Raw genomic sequence first — 20,625 nt, 5'->3', positions numbered from 1 at the left:
TTTCAGTAAGTTAGACAAAAGACGATTATTTAAACAAAAATAGCCAACTTAAATTGGCCTCGGTGGGGATATAGAATTTCATCGTTTAAGCACAAGTGACCCATATCAGCTCACGATGATTACGCTTTGCTGATATGGGCGGTTTTTAAGGTTTACTTGCTAAATTGGCACTGGTTTAAAAACAGTAGTTTGCCCCCAGAGTGGCTTGCATATCGCTGTAGTTATTCCCACCTAATTGATGGCCTAAATGAGTCCACAACCGCAAGTTGCTGTCGATATTCGCTTCAATACCCAACTTGAAATCAGCAATATTGCTGTTTCCTTGTGGAGTAATATTCGTGGTACCAAACCATATCCCTTTGTTATTGCTGTTATGAATCCAATTAGCTTCAAAGGACGGGCTGATTTGCAGGGTTTTGTTAGACGATAAGGTGTCAATATCCAATTCTAATGCGGTGCGGATACCTAATTTAGTTGCCACGGCACTGCTTTCCGCCATCATTACCTGGGTTCCTGCGCTTTCTTTATATTGCACTCCGCTCATACGCTGCCAAGAAACTTTTGCTTTAGGCTGGATAAATAATCGAGTATCTGTATTTTCGACCAACTGAATTTTGTAGCCCGTTTCCAGTGCGCTGGTAAATACATGAGACCTATAGCTTGAGTTTGATGCTATTTGGGATGTTTTAACTTGATTATTAAACCAGCCATATTGCGTCAGAAGGTCAATATAAGGCCCGAGTCGGGTCTGATTGTCGGCATACCAGATGTGATATAAACCGAGATTATAACCATCAACAGAGCCCTGAGCCTTGTGGCGAGGGGAGGTAGAATGGCTGTGGTTGGTGGATTTACCCAGGCCACTGGTTATGCCTAAAATCCCCAGGTCACTTCCGTCACTGCTCCATTGACTCAGAGTTCCGCCCAGTTGGATAGCGTAGCGGTGACTTCTTGTTTGTAGTTGGTTATTACCAGAGTTAAAGCGGTTTTTAGCGCCTGAGGTATTGAGCCACATGCTGCTGACTTTTTTCTCGCCGGTTACTGGGTCAATGTAGTGCGTTTCTCTCTGACGATAGTGTAAGTCATCTGTAATAAACATCTGTTGAGCTGCTATTTGGTTAGCTATATAGCTACCGGCTTGCGGAGTGTGGCTAATAACCAGTGCTGGTTTAGATACTGGTCTAGATGCCCGTTTAGGAGTTGGTTTAGGCGTTGGTTTAGATACTGGTTTAGGGGTTGTTTTAGGAGTTGGTTTAGATGTTGTTTTATCCTTCGGCGACACAGTTACTTTTGGCGGGCTGGCGAGGACTGGCTTTGCCATATCTTCTACATTATTAGTAGGTTTGCTCACTGATAGGGCTTTAGGAGATTCCTTAGCCTCTTTTGCATTAGTAATCGTCATGTTATTGCCATTTATTTGTTGAGTCGGTGCGTTACTCGCGATTTTATCAGCACTATTTAACCCAGCAATTTTGCGTGCCGCGACGACTGTTTGCAGCAGTCCCCCTGGTGTTTGAGCCAGTTTGTTTACTTGCTGCCCAGCGGCTTCCAAGGCTGGCATCACTTCAGTATCAATTTGATGAATATGTTGTAGCGGTGGCTGTATTGATCTAATAAACTCGGATATCTCAGACAAGCTATTGACCATCTCGGGCAAGTCACTGAACATCTCAGCCATTACAATTGCAGTTGCTGCAACGTCAAGGCTACTGGTGTTTTGAGCGGTCGGTATGGCCGGTATATAGCTAAACTTATCTGCGTTATTTAACCCAGTAACCTCGTGCGCCAAGGCGGCTTCTAAGGCTGGCATCATTTCAGTATCAATTTGATGAATATGTCTTCCCGATAGATACCTTGATTTTAATGCAATTAACTCAGCTTGATAAGACAATTTCTGATATGCCTCAGGCAATAACTTAGATATTGCAGACAAGCTATTGCCCATCCCATCTATAAGTTTCTTCGGAGGAACATTAAGGCCACTGATGCTTTGAGTGGCAGGCATTATATCGCTAAACTTACCTGCACTATTTAACTCAGTAATCTCCTGCGCCACAATAGCTGTTTGCTGCAGTGCCTCTTGTGTTTTGGTAATACTTTGCGCTTTACTATTAATCTCAGCCAGCACGTCATCAAAACTGTCAGCCCAACTGGCATTGCTGCTTAATACTAATAACAAAGCGCTAATGGTCTTGGTACAAAGTTGCAGTATTTTTTGATTTTTATTTAGATGAAAAATATTTAATATATACATTATTGGGCTACCTTCCTGGTAATTAATATCTAAATATTATTAGTGATGGTTTATACTTCTCCATTCAATAAAAATTGACTTGGTATAAAATGGAATATTCTGTTTTGTTAACGAATTTTAATAAGAAATTTATTATTTAATTGAATTGATGAATGAGTCATAATATAAACTTAATAAGTTATCGACGTTTGTCTGGCTGGGTATTTTATGTTGAGCTAACGGGAATAGTAGCAATTGATAATGAGTTAACATGAAAGTAAGGCTTGGTAATGGTTGATATCGGCGTAAAACATGCGATTCATCCAACTATCTTGAGCTGTTTTTCAGCTTGTTTTCCCAGTAATGCCCCAGACATTTCTCTCTTTTTGCTGGTGCTGGTTTCGATTAAATGGCATTTAAGCAAAAAAACATTTTACTGAGCGCCCATTTTAGGGGATAAACAGCCCAAATTTATTATTCAGGAGCGGTGATGAGCCAACTCTTACTGGGGACGCAAAGCCTTGAGCTTGAGCGTTTTCCCCCACAAGAAAATTCCAGCACCTTACAGGCGTGGGAAGCAGCAGATGAATATCTGCTAGAAAACATTGACTTAAGCCAAATTGATGGTCGCCCAGTGCTGGTGTTTAACGATCAATTTGGTACGTTGGCCTGTGCTTTACATGCTTATCGTCCATTTAGTGTCAGTGACTCTTATATGAGCCAACTGGCAACGGCGCATAATTTGCGTTTAAACCATTTGGATGAAGATGCTGTCACCCTGCTGAGTAGTGTGGATGCCTTGCCTGAGGCCCCTAAGCTGGTGGTGATTAAAATCCCTAAAGCCTTAGCGTTGCTGGAGCATCAATTGCATGCTTTACGGCGTGTTGTTGCGCCGGACACCGTGATTATCGCGGGTGCAAAATCCCGCGATGTACACAATTCGACCCTGCAATTGTTTGAAAAGATTCTGGGGCCGACCAAAACAACATTGGCATGGAAAAAAGCACGTCTGATTCACTGTGAAGTCGCTGATATTCCACAGGCCGCAGCACCGGAAACCACTGATTGGCCATTGGCAAATACCGAATATGTTATTCATAACCATGCGAATGTATTTTCTCGCAATAATTTGGATATCGGTGCGCGCTTCTTCATGGAAATCCTACCCTATGATGTGGAAGGTAAAATCGCCGATTTGGGCTGTGGTAATGGGGTCGTTGGCTTAATCGCACTGGAGCAAAACCCGTTAGCAGAAATGGTGTTCGTCGATGAGTCTTACATGGCGGTGGCGTCCAGCGAGCTGAATATCACCTATAATCGCCCACAAGACTTGTCGCGCTGTGAGTTTATGGTGAGTCACGGCTTAGCGGGTGTGGAGCGTGAGAGTCTGCAATTGGTGTTGTGTAACCCGCCATTCCATCAACAACATGCGGTCAGTGACCACGTGGCCTGGCAGATGTTCTGTGATGCTAAACGTTGCTTGAAAGTGGGCGGCGAGTTGATGATAGTCGGGAATCGTCATCTGGATTACTTCCACAAACTGAAACGTTTGTTTGGCAACTGTGAAACGCTGGATTCCAACCAGAAGTTTATGGTGCTTAAAGCGGTGAAGACGGCCTCATCGCGCTCTGAAGGCGGCGGTAGCGGCAGTCTTGATATGTCGTATAGTGATTTTTAATCGTAGTATCACAGGGGGCTTCCACCTCCTGTGATGCTGCTGATAAAGCCAAATGAAGGGGAAACGTGCCGTTGGGCTTGCGGTTAACCCTTCATTCACCCGGCTATAAATCACTTTGTCATTAATCTCGGCAATGTTTTGCTTATTTCCTATTTATATTGCCAATGCCAGACGGGTTCCTTGATCAATTGCGCGGCGAGCATCCAGCTCTGCGGCGACGTCAGCTCCGCCAATCAAATGCACGGTTTTGCCCATATCCAACAACGGCTGGTGTAATTCCCTACGTGGCTCCTGACCCGCACAGATAATAATGGTATCGACGGGCAGACAACTGACCTGTTCTGCACGAATGATATGCAAGCCTTCATCATCAATACTTTCGTAGCTGACACTGTTGAGCATCGTGACGCCACGCATAGACAGGCTGGCGCGATGTATCCAGCCAGTGGTTTTCCCCAATCCCTCACCGACCTTACTGGCTTTTCGCTGTAATAGAAAAATCTTGCGCGGCGATGGAGGAACTTTGCCTCCCTCCGGGGATAATCCCCCGCGATGAGCTAAATCTCTATCAATGCCCCATTCGTGGCTGAATGCGCGGCTATCAAGGCTACTGGAGTCGCCCGATTGACTGAGATATTCAGCAGTATCAAAGCCAATTCCGCCCGCACCAATAATGGCTACTCGCTCACCCACGGGCTTTTTGTCGCGTAATACATCCAGATAAGTCAGAACTTTGGGATGGTCGATACCCTTAATGTTGGGCAAACGCGGCTGAATACCACAGGCGAGAATTACCTCATCAAAATCAGCCAGTTGCTGTGGATTTACTGGCGTATTTAGCTGCTGAATAACACCATGGAGATCTAATTGGCGGCGGAAATAACGCAGTGTTTCGTAGAACTCCTCTTTGCCGGGGATCTGCTTGGCAATATTAAACTGACCGCCAATATCGGGTGCGGCATCAAATAATGTGACCTGATGACCACGACTGGCGGCCGTGACGGCAAAAGCCAATCCGGCAGGGCCAGAACCGACTACGGCGAGGCGCTTTGGCACCACCGTCGGTAATATTGGCATTTCAGTTTCACGGCAGGCGCGGGGATTGACCAGACATGACGTCAGTTTTCCGTCGAAAATCTGATCCAGACAGGCCTGATTGCACCCAATACAGGTATTAATTTCATCAGCCCGATTTTGAGCTGCTTTTTGAACAAAAGCGGCATCGGCGAGGAAGGGGCGAGCCATCGACACCATATCGGCACAGCCGTCGGTCAGGACTTGCTCTGCTACTGCGGGGTCATTAATCCGATTGGTGGTGATAAGCGGAATATTCACTTTTCCCATCAATTTACGGGTCACCCAACTGAATCCGGCGCGTGGCACCATGGTGGCGATAGTCGGAATTCTGGCCTCATGCCAGCCTATGCCGGTGTTAATCAGAGTCGCCCCGGCGTGTTCAACAGCCAGAGCCAACTGTTCAATCTCATGCCAACTGGAGCCTTCCTCCACCAAATCGAGCATAGAAAGACGGTAAATTAAGATAAAATCAGGCCCGGTAGCCTGTCGGACTGCCCGTACGATTTCTACTGCAAAACGCATTCGACGAGTAAAGTCACCGCCCCAATCATCATTGCGGTGATTAGTTCGGGCCGTAAGAAATTGATTAATTAAGTACCCCTCAGAACCCATCACCTCGACACCATCATAGCCGGCTTGTTTGGCTAATCGCGCGCAGTTTGCGAAGTCTGCAATGGTTTGCAGCACTTCATCGCCACTTAATGCTTGGGGAGTGAAAGGGTTAATCGGCGCTTGGAGTGCTGAGGGGGCGACTGGCTGTTTTTGATAGCTATAGCGGCCAGCATGCAGAATTTGTAGTGCTATTTTGCCGCCAGCACAATGCACGGCATCCGTTACAATTTGATGGTGCGGCACTTGTGTGGCGTCATTTAACACTAATGCGCCCTGATAAACGACGCCCTTTTTATTGGGGGCAATACCGCCTGTGACAATCAGGCCGACTCCTCCAGCCGCCCGCTCAGCATAGAACGCGGCCAGGCGTTGCGGGCCATCGGGTAACTCTTCCAGCCCGGTATGCATCGACCCCATTAAGATGCGATTCTTCAGGGTAGTAAAACCAAGATCTAACGGGGCGAGCAGATGAGGGTAAGCTGACATTGCAGTCTCCATTATTGTTATTTCTCTCCGCCATAGCTGGTTTTGGCAAGTGGTCGGATGAGATTTTTTTATTCAAATTTAGACGGTGCAGTGCCGCTTGGGAAATCACAATGTGCTGATTGTGATAGCCGTCATGAATATGGCATTGGAGGAGAGAGTGGAACCTTGATGTATTAACCGAAGGAGTTATGCATGTAGGGCATATTTCCTTCGGTTATGTGGAGATTGGCTATCAATGTGGCTGTCTATTATTTACCAAACATTTATTCATCAAACATTTAGTCGCCAAACACTCGCAGGCGGTGACCGTCGGGGTCTAACGCCACAAAAGTATAGCCGAAATCCATCTGTACGGGAGCTTGCAAGATGGGAAGCCCGCGCTGTTGCCAGTCATGATATAGCGCTTGTACAGCGGCTTTGTCGGTGAGGGCGAAAGCTATCTCGCTGCCGCCGCCAGTAGCCGTTGCGGCTGGTTCAACAGTATGTTTCGACCATAACCCCAGCATTACGCCTGAATCCAACGCAAACATTGCAAAGGTTGGGTGAGACTCAACCGGCTCTTTCGCCAGTAGGTTCGCGTAAAATGCAGCGCTATTTGCCGGGCTATCAACATAGAGAATAATGAAATTTGGATCTGCCATATAATTACCCCTTTACAATCAATTTGATAGTTTCTTGTTAAGCGAATATCGTTTAACTGAGTTCTATCCTAGCGAGTCATACTGACAGTTTCTGTCAGTAGTGATTATTGATTTACTGGGGGATAAAAATTTATTGTTTTGGTGAGCCAGAGAGTAACGATTGGTCGCTGATACCTTCAGCTTCGCGCCACTGTTTTAATAACAAATGTCTTCGCTGGGGATAACGTTGGTCGGTAAGTGTAATAGCACTAATGCGGTCAGCTCGGAAATTACGAATGGTTTGGCGTAATTCACACCAGGCAACGACCACGCGTACCTGTTCAAAAAAGCCAATGGCAAACGGCCAAATGCGACGGCAAGATTCAACCCCTTTGAGGTCGCGATAGGTTATATCGACTTTTCGCTCGGCACGGATAGCACGGCGCAAGAGTGGCAATGCCAATTCGCTGTCTGGCATATGGCCAGCCGGGCCAATTAACAGCGTTGAGGCATCCAATTCATCACGTAGATCCGCGGGTAGAACAGCGGCAATCTTTGCCAGAGCATTACGTGCTGCTGAGCTTAGCTGTGTATCGCCACGATAACTGACCCAGCGCGAGCCTAATACCAGCGCTTCGATTTCCTCTTCAGAAAACATTAATGGCGGCAGCATAAAGCCGGGACGTAACACATATCCCAAGCCGGGTTCGCCTGTAATATCAGCCCCTTGCTGCTGTAAGGTGGCGATATCGCGATAAAGTGTTCGCACACTAATAGCCAGTTCTTCCGCCAGCGCAGCACCGGTGACAGGATAGCGATGGCGGCGTAAAATTTGAATTAAATCTAGCAGACGCTGGCTGCGGGACATAATGACTCTCATCGAGAATTAAACGCTAACTATAACATCTTCATGTGGCGGAATTTTATTCAGTAGTAGCAAAACTAGAGAGTCATGGATATTTTTCTCTGTAGTCGGCCGATAAGTTTTTTGCCGTAAAGGCCAGTCACCAGCCCGCTAATAATTAATACCATTGCGACAATTTTCCCTGCTGGAATACTTTCATTGAAAATCATCACAGAACCTAACATACCGAAAATCGGCACTAACAGGGATAACGGCGCGACCACAGAAACAGGATATTTGGTGAGTAATGAATTCCAGACCCAATAGGCAAATAACGTATTGGGATAAACCTGAAATAAAATAGAAAATAGTGTGGTTGTAGTAAAGTTATCAGCCAATTCAGTAAACCCACTCGGCCCATTAAATAGATAACTCAGTAAAAACAGTGGAATAGGGGAGAACAGACTTGACCATACCAAGAAGGAAAATACCTGTTTAGTATTGGATTTTTTAATAATGATGCTGACCAATCCCCAGACGACTGCACCGCATAAGACTAATGCCAAACCAATTAGTGTCACGGAACCGTCGCTGATAAAAATGATGCTGCTTAATCCTAAAAGCGCGATGATAATTCCCAAAAATTGATATTTTGATAGGCTTTCGTGGAATAAAAATGCGCCAAGAATCATAGTGAAAAATGCACCAAATTGCAGAACTAAAGATGCAATTCCTGCGGATACACCGGCTTTGATACCTAGATTGACAATACCCCATAGGCCAATACCAAATAATAAGCCGTATCCTATTATATAACCCCATGAAGTATCTGGTTTCTTAATGAAAAAAACTGCCGGTAAGGCGCACAGGGAAAAGCGCAGACCCGCTAGAATAAATGGATCTGCGGTAATTAGACCGAGTTTGATGATAGAGAAATTTACTCCCCAGATTGCAGTAATCAGCAGAGCAATTAATAAATCAGTGAGTTTCACACAACCTGCCTGTATTTGTTGGAAATTAATTAAATTGTTGTAGTGATATCACTGTGGCAGTTAGCGAGGTGAGTATCAATAATTGTTCGGGAACATGAAAATATTTCCGGGGAAGCGGTATTGCAGCCCGCAATACCGCTTGGGGAGGAGCGTTATGATTGGCGTTTATATAAACTCGCGACCATAAAGCAGCTAAATGAGCTGAATAACATCTCAATCCCGACCAAGGTAGTGACCATGGTTATTGACATCAATGGCCCGGCACTTACCAGTAAATAGGTAATAATCAGGTCCAATATACCCAGTAAAATTTGTAGCCATGCGCCCGGTAACCCCCATGTTTTATAGCCGGTTATCAGCCGCAATACCCCACCAAAAGCAAATAATACCGCTAGGACAATCGCCAGGCTTATCATTCCTACCGCAGGATTAGTAATAAACACATAGCCCATCACGAGATATGCCACGCCCAGTAAAATACCAATAATCATTGGCCAAAGATTATGAGAGCGGTTGGCTATCATCCCGACTATCATCGCCACCCCGCTGAGCAGCAGCAGAATACCGATAATCATACTCAGGGCGGCCCCGGAAGCTAACGGGTTAATAAGACAAAAAATCCCACCTAACAGCAGCAGCACAGCAATAATTTGCATTATAAGTCGTTGTTTTTTTAAGGTTCCTTCATCAAGGCTTACGAGATATTTCCGATCTATATTCAGCATAATGATTACTCCTCTAAGATCTGAACTCAGTTATCGATAACTAACATGAGTATAGGTCGAACAATAGATACATAAATAAAATTTATGATATTCAATTGATTACGCTGTGGAATGATTCCTGTACGTCAGATGTAAAAACAGCATTGCAACGGCACTTATCATCGCGCCAAGAGCGCAGACACCTAACCATCCAGCATATGCATAGATTAAGGTGGCACTGATAGCTCCAATGGCACTGCCGATTGAATAGAACAACATGTAGCCCGCGACCAAGCGGCTTTGAGCATCCGGACGTAGTGCAAAAATAATGCTTTGATTCGTGACATGTACGGCTTGAACCGCAAAATCCAATATCACTACACCGATGACTAACCACCAGAGTGAGTGGGGCAAAAATGCTATCGGTAGCCAGGAAAACAGCAACAGCGCCAGAGCAATTTGTGTTGTTTTCAGCCCCATCCCGCGATCGGCTAACTGCCCGGCGTGGCTTGCAGCTAATGCGCCCGCGATACCTACCAGCCCAAATAAACCCACCTGACTGTGTGACAAAGCATAAGGTGGGCTACTCAAGGGAAACACCATTGCGGTCCATAGCACACTAAAAGCCATAAATATCAGTAATGCCAAAGCCGCTCGTATACGTAATTCGCGCTCACTGATAAATAGCCCAAACAGTGACAGCAGTAGCTGCCGATATGATGACGGAGCTGATTTAGCGCCGGGCGGCATGACGTAATAAAGAATCATCGCCATCAATAACATCATTGCTGCTGAGCAAAAATAAACTGAGCGCCAGCCGGCAAAGTCGGCCATTGCACCAGAGATAAAGCGCGCCAGCAGGATCCCCAGAACAATTCCGCTGGTTATCTTACCCACCACTTTCCCTCTTTGTTGCTCTGGTGCCAGTGTTGCAGCAAAAGCCACGACTACCTGCACCACAACAGCCATCAGGCCGATAATCAGCATTGCTATCAGTAACAGTGAAAAAGTGGGGGCAAAACTTGCGGAGATCAATGCCGCAGCAGACAACAATAACTGTCCAATAATTAATTTCCGGCGATCCCACAGATCACCCAGCGGCACAATAAATATCAGCCCCAAGGCATAGCCCACTTGTGTCAGAGTCACTACCAGGCCCACCGTCGACGGGCTAACATTGAGATCCCTCGCCATGATATCCAGCAAAGGTTGCGCAAAATAGACATTGGCAACTGCCATGGCGGATACCATGGCAAAGAGCAACACCATGATTGAAGTGAGACGCGGTGTGAGAGCCGTTTTTGCTAATGAATGAGTACGGCTTTTTGCTGATTCTCTTGCGATGGACATAAAATGCCTGACGTTCTATCTGGTTTCGAATTAAAACCACTTGATTGATTTTTAACAGAGGTGGTTTTAATATGCAACTAGTTTTTCCACTGCTGTATTAGAGGAATAAAATGTCTAAAACCAGTGAATATCGGGCAGAAGCAGAAGAGTGCCCTGTTGCCAGAGTGCTTGGCATCTTGGGTGACCGTTGGTCGCTTATGATTATTCGTGATGCTTTTGATGGAATCCGTCGTTTTGGTGAATTTCGTCGCAATCTTGGATTGGCGAAAAATATTTTGGCGGGTCGTCTGCGTGAACTTGTTGAACACGATATTTTGATGATTGTTCCTGCCTCTGATGGCAGTGCTTATCATGAATATGTGCTGACTGATAAAGGCCGCCAATTATTCCCGATCGTCGTCAGTTTGCGTCAATGGGGCGAAGAACATCTATTTTCTACTGGCGAAAAGTATTCTATTTTAGTTGATAATCAGAGTGGGCAACCTATCAGCAAACTGACTGTATCCTCACAGCAGGGTACGATATTGGATGCTACTGATTGCCATCGGGAAAAAGTGATTAAATGCTAAAGCATTGGCGGTGGAAATCGCCATAATTAATAAAATCTAGGTTACGAGAGGGTATTGCGCAAGCAATCTCTAATAAATTTCTTAATAAAAAAAATAATACGATAAGCATCTATTCTTAAAAGCAAACATATTGATATTTGTAGTGGCACAATTTTTTTCCAGTGCTAACGTTTATTAGCATGTGAAATCATAATAGTGTTCTATCGATATATTTTCTATGCTCAATAATAATTTTAATTTTTATAGTTGTTTGATTTCACTAACTTTTAATTGATCGTTTATCTCAATTAGGATAGGGGTAGGAAATGACTAGAAAATCTTTGGATGATTATCGCTCGGATTTATTAGACTCTCGCTTTGGTTCTAAAGCGATTCGTAATATTTCAGAAAATAAAGAGTTCCCTAAAGAGGAGATGCGCGAGGATATTGCTTTTCAAATCATAAGTGATGAGCTATTTCTTGATGGTAATGCACGACAAAACCTCGCCACATTCTGTCAGACGTGGGATGACGATAATGTCCATAAACTGATGGATATTTCGATAAATAAAAACTGGATTGATAAAGAAGAATATCCGCAATCAGCGGCGATAGATATGCGCTGTGTGAACATGATGGCTGATTTGTGGAATGCTCCGACTCCAAAGGGCGGGCAAGGAGTAGGGACGAATACGATTGGTTCTTCAGAAGCGTGCATGTTGGGTGGCATGGCCATGAAGTGGCGCTGGCGCAAAAAAAGAGAAGCCGCAGGTAAACCCACTGATAAACCTAATTTTGTCTGTGGCCCAGTACAAGTTTGCTGGCATAAATTTGCTCGTTATTGGGATGTCGAAATACGTGAAATTCCGATGATTCCGGGGCAGCTATTTATGGATCCACAGCGGATGATTGAGGCGTGTGATGAAAATACTATTGGTGTCGTGCCCACTTTCGGTGTGACTTACACCGGCAACTATGAGTTACCAAAACCTTTGCATGACGCATTGGATAAACTGCAAAAAGATACCGGTCTTGATATTGATATGCATATTGATGCGGCGAGTGGCGGTTTTTTAGCCCCCTTTGTTGCCCCTGATATTGAGTGGGATTTCCGTTTACCCCGGGTGAAATCAATTAGCACTTCCGGCCATAAATTTGGGCTAGCACCTTTGGGGTGTGGCTGGGTTATTTGGCGTGATGCTGCGGCCTTACCTGAAGAGCTGATATTTAATGTTGATTATCTTGGCGGCCAGGTCGGCACTTTTGCTATTAACTTCTCGCGCCCGGCAGGGCAAGTTATCTCCCAATACTATGAATTTATACGTTTAGGGCGTGAGGGCTATACCAAGGTACAAAGCGCCTGTTATCAGGTGGCAGAATTCCTAGCTAAAGAGATTGCCCCACTTGGGCCCTATGAATTCTATTGTAGCGGCGGCCCATATGAGGGTATTCCTGCTATTTGTTTCCGAATCAAAGAAGGGGCTAAAGTCGGGTATACCCTATATGACCTTTCTGAGCGTTTGAGACTGCGTGGTTGGCAAGTTCCAGCATTTACTCTGAGTGGAAAAATGTCTGATGTCGTGGTCATGCGCATTATGTGCCGTCGCGGATTCGAGATGGATTTCGCGGGGTTATTAATCGACGATTATAAATCCTCACTAAAATACCTGAGTGAGCATCCATCTCTTGGGGGCGAGGCGAGCCAGAATAGTTTTAGTCATACCTAAACTGGATAGTGATTTTTATTCTGATTATTAACCTTCAAGGTGGCGTCATGCCCATGAATAAGGTGGATAAATTATGCCGAATAATGTCTCCGGCACCGGTAAACCCGCTGCTCCAGTAAAAAAGCTGAGTATCGCTACACTGGCAATTATGAATATCGTGGCCGTTGTTAGCCTCAGGGGATTACCCGCAGAAGCTGAATATGGTCTGAGTTCTATTTTCTATTATCTCTTTGCCGCAGTATTTTTCTTAATTCCAGTATCATTAGTGGCTGCAGAACTGGCTACCGGTTGGCCTGAGAAAGGGGGGGTATTTCGCTGGGTTGGCGAAGCCTTTGGCCCACGTTTTGCTTTTCTCGCCATGTTTATGCTTTGGATTGAAGTGACCGTGTGGTTCCCAACCGCACTGACATTTGCCGCAGTCTCACTCGCCTTTATTGGCCCTGAACAACGATGGGACGAGGCCCTATCTGCCAATAAATTCTTTGTATTAGGAATAGTGCTATTTATTTATTGGCTAGCCACTTTCATTGCTTTTAAAGGGGTGGATACTTTCGCCAAAGTTTCGAAATGGGGCGGTATTATCGGTACCATTATTCCTGCGATTATTTTGATTGTGTTAGGCTTTTCTTACCTAATTGGCGGTGGAGCACCACAAATAGAATTAGCTTGGGATCAGGTGGTTCCTGATTTTTCTAACTTCGATAATGTGGTGCTGGCAGCGAGTATTTTCTTGTTCTACGCCGGGATGGAAATGAATGCTATCCATGTTAAAGACGTAGATAACCCTAATAGAAATTACCCTATTGCCATCATGTTCTCCGCCGTGGGGACTGTACTTATTTTCGTATTAGGTACTCTGGCGATTGCCTTTGTTATTCCACAGTCTGATATTAGCCTGACCCAGAGTTTGTTGGTCGCATATGACGATATGTTTAAGTGGGCTCATTTGGAATGGTTGGGGCCAGTTGTCGCTTTTGCATTGGCTATTGGGGTCTTGGCTGGTGTCGTAACTTGGGTTGCCGGCCCGTCTTCAGGGCTGTTGGTTGTGGCTAAAGCGGGTTACTTGCCGCGTTGGTGGCAACATACCAATAAGAATGGTATGGCGACCCACATTCTGTTGCTACAGGCACTGCTTGTTTCTTTGTTAGCGATATTATTTGTGGTGTTACCTTCTGTGCAGGCTGCGTATCAAATAATGAGTCAAATGACCGTTATTTTGTATCTTATTATGTATATGTTGATGTTCAGTGCTGCTATTTATCTGCGTTATAGCCAAGCGAATCGTCCACGTCCGTATCATATTCCTGGTGGGACAATTGGTATGTGGATCATTGGTGGCGCGGGGCTTATTGGCTCAATTCTGGCTTTCGTATTCAGCTTTATTCCACCCAGCCAAATCTCGGTGGGCAGCCCAAGAGAATATGTTGGCATTTTGATTGCCGCCACATTGTTCTTTGTCATATTGCCATTCTTGATTTATATCGTCCGCAAACCTCACTGGCGTGATGCTAATAGTGATTTCGCCCCATTTACTTGGCAAGCGGAAAATGGTCATCCGGGGATCCCAAGTACCTCGGCGATACATACTGGTGATGTTACCGCGGCGGCGGCAAATAAAGCTTCTCCTGCGGATACACCGAACAGTTAATACCCTTCCTCTATATGCAGGGCGGCTTCGGCCCCCTGCTAAATAATATTAAGTGTTGGAGTCAGCATTATGACTATTGACCTAGCTCGCCTGAATCAAGTTGTTAAGGATGCTTATTCGCAATATTCCACACTCGCTGGTGGGGAGAATGCCAGCTATATTCCCTATTTGGCCAGTGTTCCCAGTAAGTTGGCTGCGGTGGCAATTGTCACTGTCGATGGCGATATTATTTCGCAAGGTGATGCTGATTTCCGCTTTGCCTTGGAATCCATTTCGAAAGTTTGCTCTCTTGCTCTGGCGTTAGAGGATATTGGCCCACAGGCAGTACAAGATAAGATAGGCGCAGACCCTACAGGTTTGCCGTTTAATTCTGTGATTGCATTAGAACTGCATAATGGTAAGCCATTGTCACCGTTAGTGAATGCGGGGGCGATGTCGACAGTGAGTGCGATTAAAGCTAGCAGCCGGGAAGAGCGCTGGGCGCGTATTCTGGATATTCAACAACAGTTAGCGGGAGCGCCCATTGCACTGTCGGATGAGGTTAACCATTCTGAACAAACGACCAATTTTCACAATCGGGCGATTGCATGGCTGCTTTATTCGGCCCAAACCATGTATTGCGATCCTATGGAGGCCTGTGACGTCTATACCCGTCAGTGCTCAACCTTGCTCAATACCATTGAACTGGCAACAATTGGGGCAACTTTTGCTGCCGGCGGCATAAATCCTGTGACAAAAAAACAGGTATTAACAGCCTCAAATACGCCGTTTATTTTGGCTGAAATGACCATGGAAGGGATGTACGGCAGCTCGGGGGATTGGGCCTATACCGTGGGTTTACCGGGGAAAAGTGGTGTCGGTGGCGGAATATTGGCAGTAGTGCCGGGTGTCATGGGGATTGCCGCTTTTTCACCGCCACTTGACCCCATCGGCAATAGTGTTCGCGGCCAAAAAATGGTGGCGTCGGTCGCTCAGCAGTTGGGATATAACTTATATAAAGGCCGTTAGTCATAAATGGCCCTGCGATGCAGGGCCAAAATGGGCAGCTTCAAATCAACTTAAATCGATATCTTTGTGGCCAAAAAACCACGTCAGGGTAAAACCGGCTATATATGAGATAAGCAAACCGACCACATACACCAACATCCCAGCGAAAATCCCTTGGGCTGAGGTCATCAGAGGAATCGACACCAATCCAGAAGGGCCAAACACAGTATTTAGCCCCACGGCCAGCCCTAACCAGGCGACAAGACCAATAAAGAAGCCACCGACAGCGCCGCCTAAACAAGCGGTAATAAAAGGTTTCAAGCGCGGTAAAGTTACGCCATAAATCAGTGGCTCACCAATCCCCAGTAATCCTGGGAAAATTGCCCCTTTAATTTGTGTACGCAGGACAGAACCTTTCGTCGAGCGCGCATAAAGCGCCAGCGCTGCCCCGACCTGACCCGCGCCAGCCATCGCCAGAATAGGGAATAATGAGGTAAATCCTTTGTTATAGAGGGTATTTTAAAAAATCACCGAGAAGATAAATTTAGTAAAGGTTCTGTATTCTGCATTTATCCCAATACTGCACATCAACTTACCGCGAAAACAACGGTAGAATTTGTATTTTTATGCCCAGAATCGCATATTACCTATGACAGATATATGTTTGAAAATATTTTTAGGTAATGTGGACAGATAATCCACACATCAAACCACTTTCTGGATAAGTGCTGCATCGACTTTGCGTGCTTGATGATTTTACCGCTGCCTGCTGTTGTGCCAGACCTTAACCAATTCAAATAAATAACCTTTCTTAAAACCAGCCGGACAATAACACTTATCTCTTAACCACTGAGTTAAACGGATGAGTGACTACCATCATGGTGTACCGGTGGTCGAAATCAGCGCCGGCGATGATGAAGAAACCAAACTCTCGCAGACAGTTTCCAACATCATTGGCATCACTGACGAAAACGGTAAATACGCCGGTCTGAAAGCGCTGTTCACCGCTGAGGCGGTCGCTAGTGTTAAGCCACGTATTCTTGGGGGCCGGGACTAGACACCAAAGAGGTCGCCGTCGCACTGACATCTATTTTTTGATACCAAAATAAATAGCACAGTTACAGATTAAAAAATAAGTTCAGCAAGCAGCAGATTACGATTGATATGCAAAATGAGGACTTATGCGACTATTCACTGCTATCCATAAATTGGACTCCAGCCTCTCTGTGACAGCCGGTGAGATGTTAATTGGAGCCGACATAGCTTCTTCTTATCTAGGGGCAACTGGGCCGCGTAGGATTACCCTTTCTATAGCTTGTGTTAATGCCTGACGATGAATAAAGGCTGGGAGCTTTAGGGAGGTGGACTCTTTTTGCGCCTGTTTTAGGAGCATGACAGCTCGGTACACTTTGATGAGAGGAAAATGCTGTCGCCACTTTTCCGCCAATCATTTTTAAAAACAAAAAAGCCACTCGATTAAAAGTGGCTTAATGTACTGATTTAACAGCTAAAATTTGGTGGCCCCTACTGGACTTGAACCAGTGACCAAGCGATTATGAGTCATAAAATTGGTATGTTTTTAGTTGTTCGTCATTGTCTCTGCTTGTATTTTTAATTGTCTATAATCAATCAGTTATGAAGTTATTTTTGTTTCTGATTGGTTCTCTCATTTCCCCATTGTACTATCCTTACCTGACCCATTACCTGACCCAAAATGGGCATTGGGTCAGGTAACGCTTATCCTCAGAAAGGTAACCTCATGGCCGCTAATCTTACCGAGACTGCTATACGTGGATTGAAGACAAAAAGTACGTCGTACTACGTGTGGAGCAACAGTGCTCAACGTGGCACCGGCAGGCTTGGCGTTAAGGTTCAGCCTTCAGGCAGCAAAGTTTTTTATTTCCGTTATTACGTTGAGAAAGGGAAGAAAGAGAAGTTCATCCAGTTGGGCATCTGGCCTGAGATGAAGCTGGTGACGGCCAATGAGTTGGCGAAAAAGTATGGAGCCTGGCTTGTTGAAGGAAAAGAGCCCCAACAAGAGCTTGAGCAACAACGCCTGGCCGAAGAGCACATTATGCAGATCCATCGCTCTCAAGGATCGTTTGAAGAGCTGGTGCATGGCTACGTTCACAAGATGAAGCTCGACAATAAGCGGACCTGGGCTGATGTTCTGAAGCGTCTTGAAAAAGAGTGCTACACGGTTATCCCTCGAGAAACCAAAGCGAAAGATGTAACACCTCTGCAGATTAAAACCATCCTCTCAGGCATTATCCAGCGTGATGCGGTGGTGCATGCTAATCGGATTCGCTCGTATCTGATGGCGGCATTTAACTACGGCCTGAAAGCTGATAACGATCCGATGAATACCAGCGTAGGTATCACGTTTGGTCTTGAAGTTAATCCGGTCTCGGCCATACCGAAACAGTCTTCGGCGGAAAAAGTGGGTGATACATGGTTAACGCTGGAAGAGTTGCGTGTTGTCATGGAACAGTTCGCTGAGGCTACCAACGTTGGGCCGCTGATGCAGCATCTGATTCGCTTCTGTGTTTATGCTGGTGGGCAGCGTCCGTTTGAAATGATTGCCAGCCAGTGGAGTGCTATTGATTGGCAACAAAAGACGTTGCTGGTAATAGCAGATGTATCGAAAAACAAGCGTGAGCATCTGATCCCGCTGACTGAATCGGCACTGCAGGAATTAGCCTCAGTGAAAGAACTGACTAAGGAAAGCAACAGTCCCTATATCTTCCCACTCTCGACCAATGGAGATCGACCGGTACGTACTGATAGCTTGGCGCGTTCCATCATGTATTTCCGGGCTTTTAATCCTGAGTTTAAAGTTTTCACAGCGCGAGATTTACGTCGGACCTGTAAGACTCTGATGGGGGAGGCGGGGATCAGCAAAGAGATCCGCGACCGTATTCAGAATCACGCTCTGAATGATGTCAGCTCGAAACACTATGACCGTTATGATTACCTGACTGAAAAGCGCAGGGCGCTTGAGATCTGGGAAGACCGAGTTAATAACTATCAACGGCAGCAGGAAAACAACGTTGTGAACTTGTTTGGGCGGAGGTAAAAGCTTGTCAAAATATGAGCTTAATTCTGCAGAGGAGCGCTATCAGCCGGGCTCTGGAGACTTAGTGCTGGCTAATAAGCTGGGATTTATTGATGAACAGGAAATGGAGGCGCTGGAGTCTGGCTTGCTGCTGATGCTGTATGAGCAGCTATTTATTGAGGGCCAGCCGCCTGAGGCGCTGGCTTTTGAGCACATCAGCAGGTGGCATCGCCAATGGCTGGGGAATGTGTACGACTGGGCGGGGAGGCTGCGTAATGCCAACCTAACTAAGGATGGCTTTCAGTTTGCGGCTGCCGACAGGATTCCGCTGCTGCTTGATGGCTTCGAGAAGCAGTTTCTTTCTCGGTCTGGTGAACTCAAATCCCTGGCTCGTCTGGAGCTGGTAAGTTATCTGGCTGAATGCCATGTGGAGTTTATTTTGATCCACCCATTCAGAGAAGGTAACGGGCGTCTGTCGCGGCTACTTTGCGATGTGCTGTCGGTTCTGGCAGGGAAGGGCTTACTTGATTACAGCCTGTGGGATGAGCACAAGGCGTTTTACTTCAAGGCAATACAGGCGGGTGTCTCAGGGAACTACAGCCCTATGATGCAACTGGTGAGCGACATCTTGCCAGATTAACGGGCGAGGCCAACGGCTTTTGCCTGTGCCTGATTTTGTTTGAGTTGCTGCTCAATTTTTTGCACAGAGACACCGGTTTCGATCGCGGTTGAGCTGGCGACGGCACGGTAGATTTGAGTCCTGGTGATCTGAGTATGTGATGTTTTTTTTGTCATGTGAGATCCCTTTTTACTGCACTGATTCTAGTTCGGAAGGAGAATGCTAGCAAGGTTATCATTAATAGTTAGAAGGGCGGCGTATGCTTGTCTTGCCCAAAATTCTGGTTCTTTATTCTCCATTCGCTGCAGAAGGCAAAGAGTTTTCTAGTCATCTGAATTTTTTGACTGTTGCGTGATTCTTGAATTGCCACCATATGATACACATCTATTTTTTTTAGATTAATTTATACAGTTTGTGATTTAATTCACATTAATGAATTTGTTTTTTGATTCTAAAAACGATGTATTTTTATGTTTCTCTTAATAGAAATCATGTATGATAAACGTAATAGTTAAAAGCGCTATCTTTATTATATAATTAGTGGGGGGATGTTTGTTTACTTTAGATAACAAAAATAATAATGCAGTCGAGACTGACAGTTTCCTTTCAATCACTGACATATGTGAACGGGAAAATATATCTATTACGAAAGTTATAAGCGATTGGTTGAATTTTTCGAGGAAGCTATTTGTAAAATTAGATGCTGTTCCATGTTGCTTGAAAAGAACATTCGAAGGGGATGACAATTCGGAAATAGAAAATATTACTTCAGGTTCTGATGAGTACCAAAGCGTTTTTGGTTCAACGGTTTACAGGGTCTTTATTCCTCTAAATCCACAAGATTTTGAAATTGAAAAAAATAAAGATCAAAATGAAATTGTTTCATCTTATATTTCTTACCAAGGTCTGGCATATGGCTTTTGGGAAGTAAAGCCAACTAAAATAACTCGTTTTGCAAATGAAGGGTATCATATTGCAAATGGAACCTCACGTAATGCTATTATTAATACTCCCGGAGCAGTAATTATTAATGGCAATGTAAGTGATCATATTTTATTTTTTAATCATTCTTTTGTAATTTTCAAAGAAGACTTTTTTGTTGGACCTGACATTGAAGCTGTTTTAGATGAGTCTTTATTTACCGAAGGTACAGTTGAGGTTTCACCTCAAAATATAAAGTCAGTAGTTCCCGGAGCAGAAAGTAACGTTGATCAAAATGTGAACGCTAAAGAAATTGTTAAAGGGGCTAAAGAAAGGGTATCTAAGGCAGAACGGGATGCTATATTTATAATGTTAAGTAAATACTATAAAAGTAAAAATGGTAAACTTGAGGCTGCACCAATCGCGAATATGTTGAATTCGGATGCCAAGGATATATTACCTGGACGAGAATTCAGCCCGGAAACTATTCGCCGCTGGTTGAAATCAATTCAATGATACTTCAA

The 20,625-nt window shown here is 45.1% G+C and carries 16 protein-coding genes and 2 pseudogenes; 9 read left to right on the top strand and 9 right to left on the bottom strand.

The window, feature by feature from the left end; genetic code table 11:
* Positions 1–175 precede the first annotated feature (175 nt).
* Positions 176–2,254: an autotransporter outer membrane beta-barrel domain-containing protein gene (locus F0T03_RS21760; RefSeq protein ID WP_246169915.1), complete on the bottom strand. Its 2,079-nt coding sequence runs from the start codon at positions 2,252–2,254 to the stop codon at positions 176–178.
* A 469-nt stretch (positions 2,255–2,723) separates the two neighbouring features.
* Here F0T03_RS21760 and rlmG point away from each other — a divergent pair, with 469 nt between their 5' ends.
* A complete protein-coding gene (gene rlmG, locus F0T03_RS18755) occupies positions 2,724–3,911 on the top strand; it encodes a 23S rRNA (guanine(1835)-N(2))-methyltransferase RlmG (protein ID WP_145553981.1) in 1,188 nt (395 codons plus the stop codon).
* Between the two features lie 153 nt (positions 3,912–4,064).
* Here rlmG and F0T03_RS18750 read toward each other — a convergent pair whose 3' ends face one another.
* The 6 genes from F0T03_RS18750 to F0T03_RS18725 all read right to left on the bottom strand — a co-directional run bounded on the left by F0T03_RS18750 (position 4,065) and on the right by F0T03_RS18725 (position 10,596).
* On the bottom strand, positions 4,065–6,086 hold the full coding sequence (locus tag F0T03_RS18750) for an NADPH-dependent 2,4-dienoyl-CoA reductase (protein ID WP_159680056.1): 2,022 nt from the start codon (positions 6,084–6,086) through the stop codon (positions 4,065–4,067).
* A gap of 278 nt (positions 6,087–6,364) precedes the next feature.
* Entirely contained in the window at positions 6,365–6,727 is a 363-nt protein-coding gene (locus F0T03_RS18745) for a VOC family protein (protein WP_159680054.1), read from the bottom strand.
* 130 nt (positions 6,728–6,857) lie between these two features.
* Positions 6,858–7,574, bottom strand: coding sequence for a helix-turn-helix transcriptional regulator (locus tag F0T03_RS18740; protein ID WP_159680051.1), 717 nt, complete (start codon positions 7,572–7,574; stop codon positions 6,858–6,860).
* A gap of 74 nt (positions 7,575–7,648) precedes the next feature.
* Positions 7,649–8,542: an EamA family transporter gene (locus F0T03_RS18735; protein WP_159680048.1), complete on the bottom strand. Its 894-nt coding sequence runs from the start codon at positions 8,540–8,542 to the stop codon at positions 7,649–7,651.
* 152 nt (positions 8,543–8,694) lie between these two features.
* Complete coding sequence (locus tag F0T03_RS18730; RefSeq protein ID WP_145553992.1) at positions 8,695–9,267, bottom strand: HdeD family acid-resistance protein; 573 nt, start codon at positions 9,265–9,267, stop codon at positions 8,695–8,697.
* A 99-nt stretch (positions 9,268–9,366) separates the two neighbouring features.
* Positions 9,367–10,596 carry an MFS transporter gene (locus F0T03_RS18725; protein WP_159680045.1) on the bottom strand — a complete coding sequence of 410 codons (1,230 nt, stop codon included), beginning with the start codon at positions 10,594–10,596 and terminating at the stop codon, positions 9,367–9,369.
* Positions 10,597–10,706: 110 nt separating this feature from the next.
* Between F0T03_RS18725 and F0T03_RS18720 the strand changes: the two genes are divergently transcribed.
* The 4 genes from F0T03_RS18720 (at position 10,707) to glsA (ending at position 15,527) form a co-directional block, all read left to right on the top strand.
* Positions 10,707–11,165 carry a winged helix-turn-helix transcriptional regulator gene (locus F0T03_RS18720; RefSeq protein ID WP_145553997.1) on the top strand — a complete coding sequence of 153 codons (459 nt, stop codon included), beginning with the start codon at positions 10,707–10,709 and terminating at the stop codon, positions 11,163–11,165.
* Positions 11,166–11,470: 305 nt separating this feature from the next.
* Positions 11,471–12,871 carry a glutamate decarboxylase gene (gene gad, locus F0T03_RS18715; RefSeq protein ID WP_159680042.1) on the top strand — a complete coding sequence of 467 codons (1,401 nt, stop codon included), beginning with the start codon at positions 11,471–11,473 and terminating at the stop codon, positions 12,869–12,871.
* A 73-nt stretch (positions 12,872–12,944) separates the two neighbouring features.
* Entirely contained in the window at positions 12,945–14,519 is a 1,575-nt protein-coding gene (gene gadC, locus F0T03_RS18710) for a glutamine/gamma-aminobutyrate antiporter GadC (protein WP_159680039.1), read from the top strand.
* Positions 14,520–14,588: 69 nt separating this feature from the next.
* Complete coding sequence (gene glsA / locus F0T03_RS18705) at positions 14,589–15,527, top strand: glutaminase A (protein ID WP_159680036.1); 939 nt, start codon at positions 14,589–14,591, stop codon at positions 15,525–15,527.
* A gap of 45 nt (positions 15,528–15,572) precedes the next feature.
* Here the strand turns inward: glsA and F0T03_RS18700 are convergent.
* Positions 15,573–16,010: pseudogene (locus tag F0T03_RS18700) on the bottom strand (PTS transporter subunit EIIC); the annotation flags it as partial.
* Positions 16,011–16,398: 388 nt separating this feature from the next.
* Here F0T03_RS18700 and F0T03_RS18695 point away from each other — a divergent pair.
* The 3 genes and pseudogenes from F0T03_RS18695 to F0T03_RS18685 form a co-directional block, all read left to right on the top strand.
* Positions 16,399–16,598, top strand: a pseudogene (locus tag F0T03_RS18695) (hypothetical protein); the annotation flags it as partial.
* Between the two features lie 667 nt (positions 16,599–17,265).
* On the top strand, positions 17,266–18,582 hold the full coding sequence (locus F0T03_RS18690; RefSeq protein ID WP_050150645.1) for a tyrosine-type recombinase/integrase: 1,317 nt from the start codon (positions 17,266–17,268) through the stop codon (positions 18,580–18,582).
* A gap of 4 nt (positions 18,583–18,586) precedes the next feature.
* Positions 18,587–19,201, top strand: coding sequence for a Fic/DOC family protein (locus F0T03_RS18685; protein WP_172665411.1), 615 nt, complete (start codon positions 18,587–18,589; stop codon positions 19,199–19,201).
* On the opposite strand, the gene F0T03_RS21565 is transcribed toward F0T03_RS18685, so the two are convergent.
* Positions 19,198–19,356 (bottom strand): hypothetical protein, encoded by a 159-nt coding sequence (locus tag F0T03_RS21565; RefSeq protein WP_103161909.1) that lies wholly within the window; start codon positions 19,354–19,356, stop codon positions 19,198–19,200. The two genes, F0T03_RS18685 and F0T03_RS21565, sit on opposite strands and share 4 nt — an antisense overlap.
* A gap of 376 nt (positions 19,357–19,732) precedes the next feature.
* Between F0T03_RS21565 and F0T03_RS18675 the strand changes: the two genes are divergently transcribed.
* On the top strand, positions 19,733–20,617 hold the full coding sequence (locus tag F0T03_RS18675) for a hypothetical protein (RefSeq protein WP_159680034.1): 885 nt from the start codon (positions 19,733–19,735) through the stop codon (positions 20,615–20,617).
* The last annotated feature ends 8 nt before the right edge of the window (positions 20,618–20,625 follow it).

Origin of the sequence: Yersinia canariae (genome assembly GCF_009831415.1) — a bacterium.
Taxonomy (GTDB): Bacteria; Pseudomonadota; Gammaproteobacteria; order Enterobacterales; family Enterobacteriaceae; genus Yersinia; species Yersinia canariae.
Note: the sequence above shows the minus strand (reverse complement) of the source record. Positions and strands in the feature narration are given on the sequence as shown.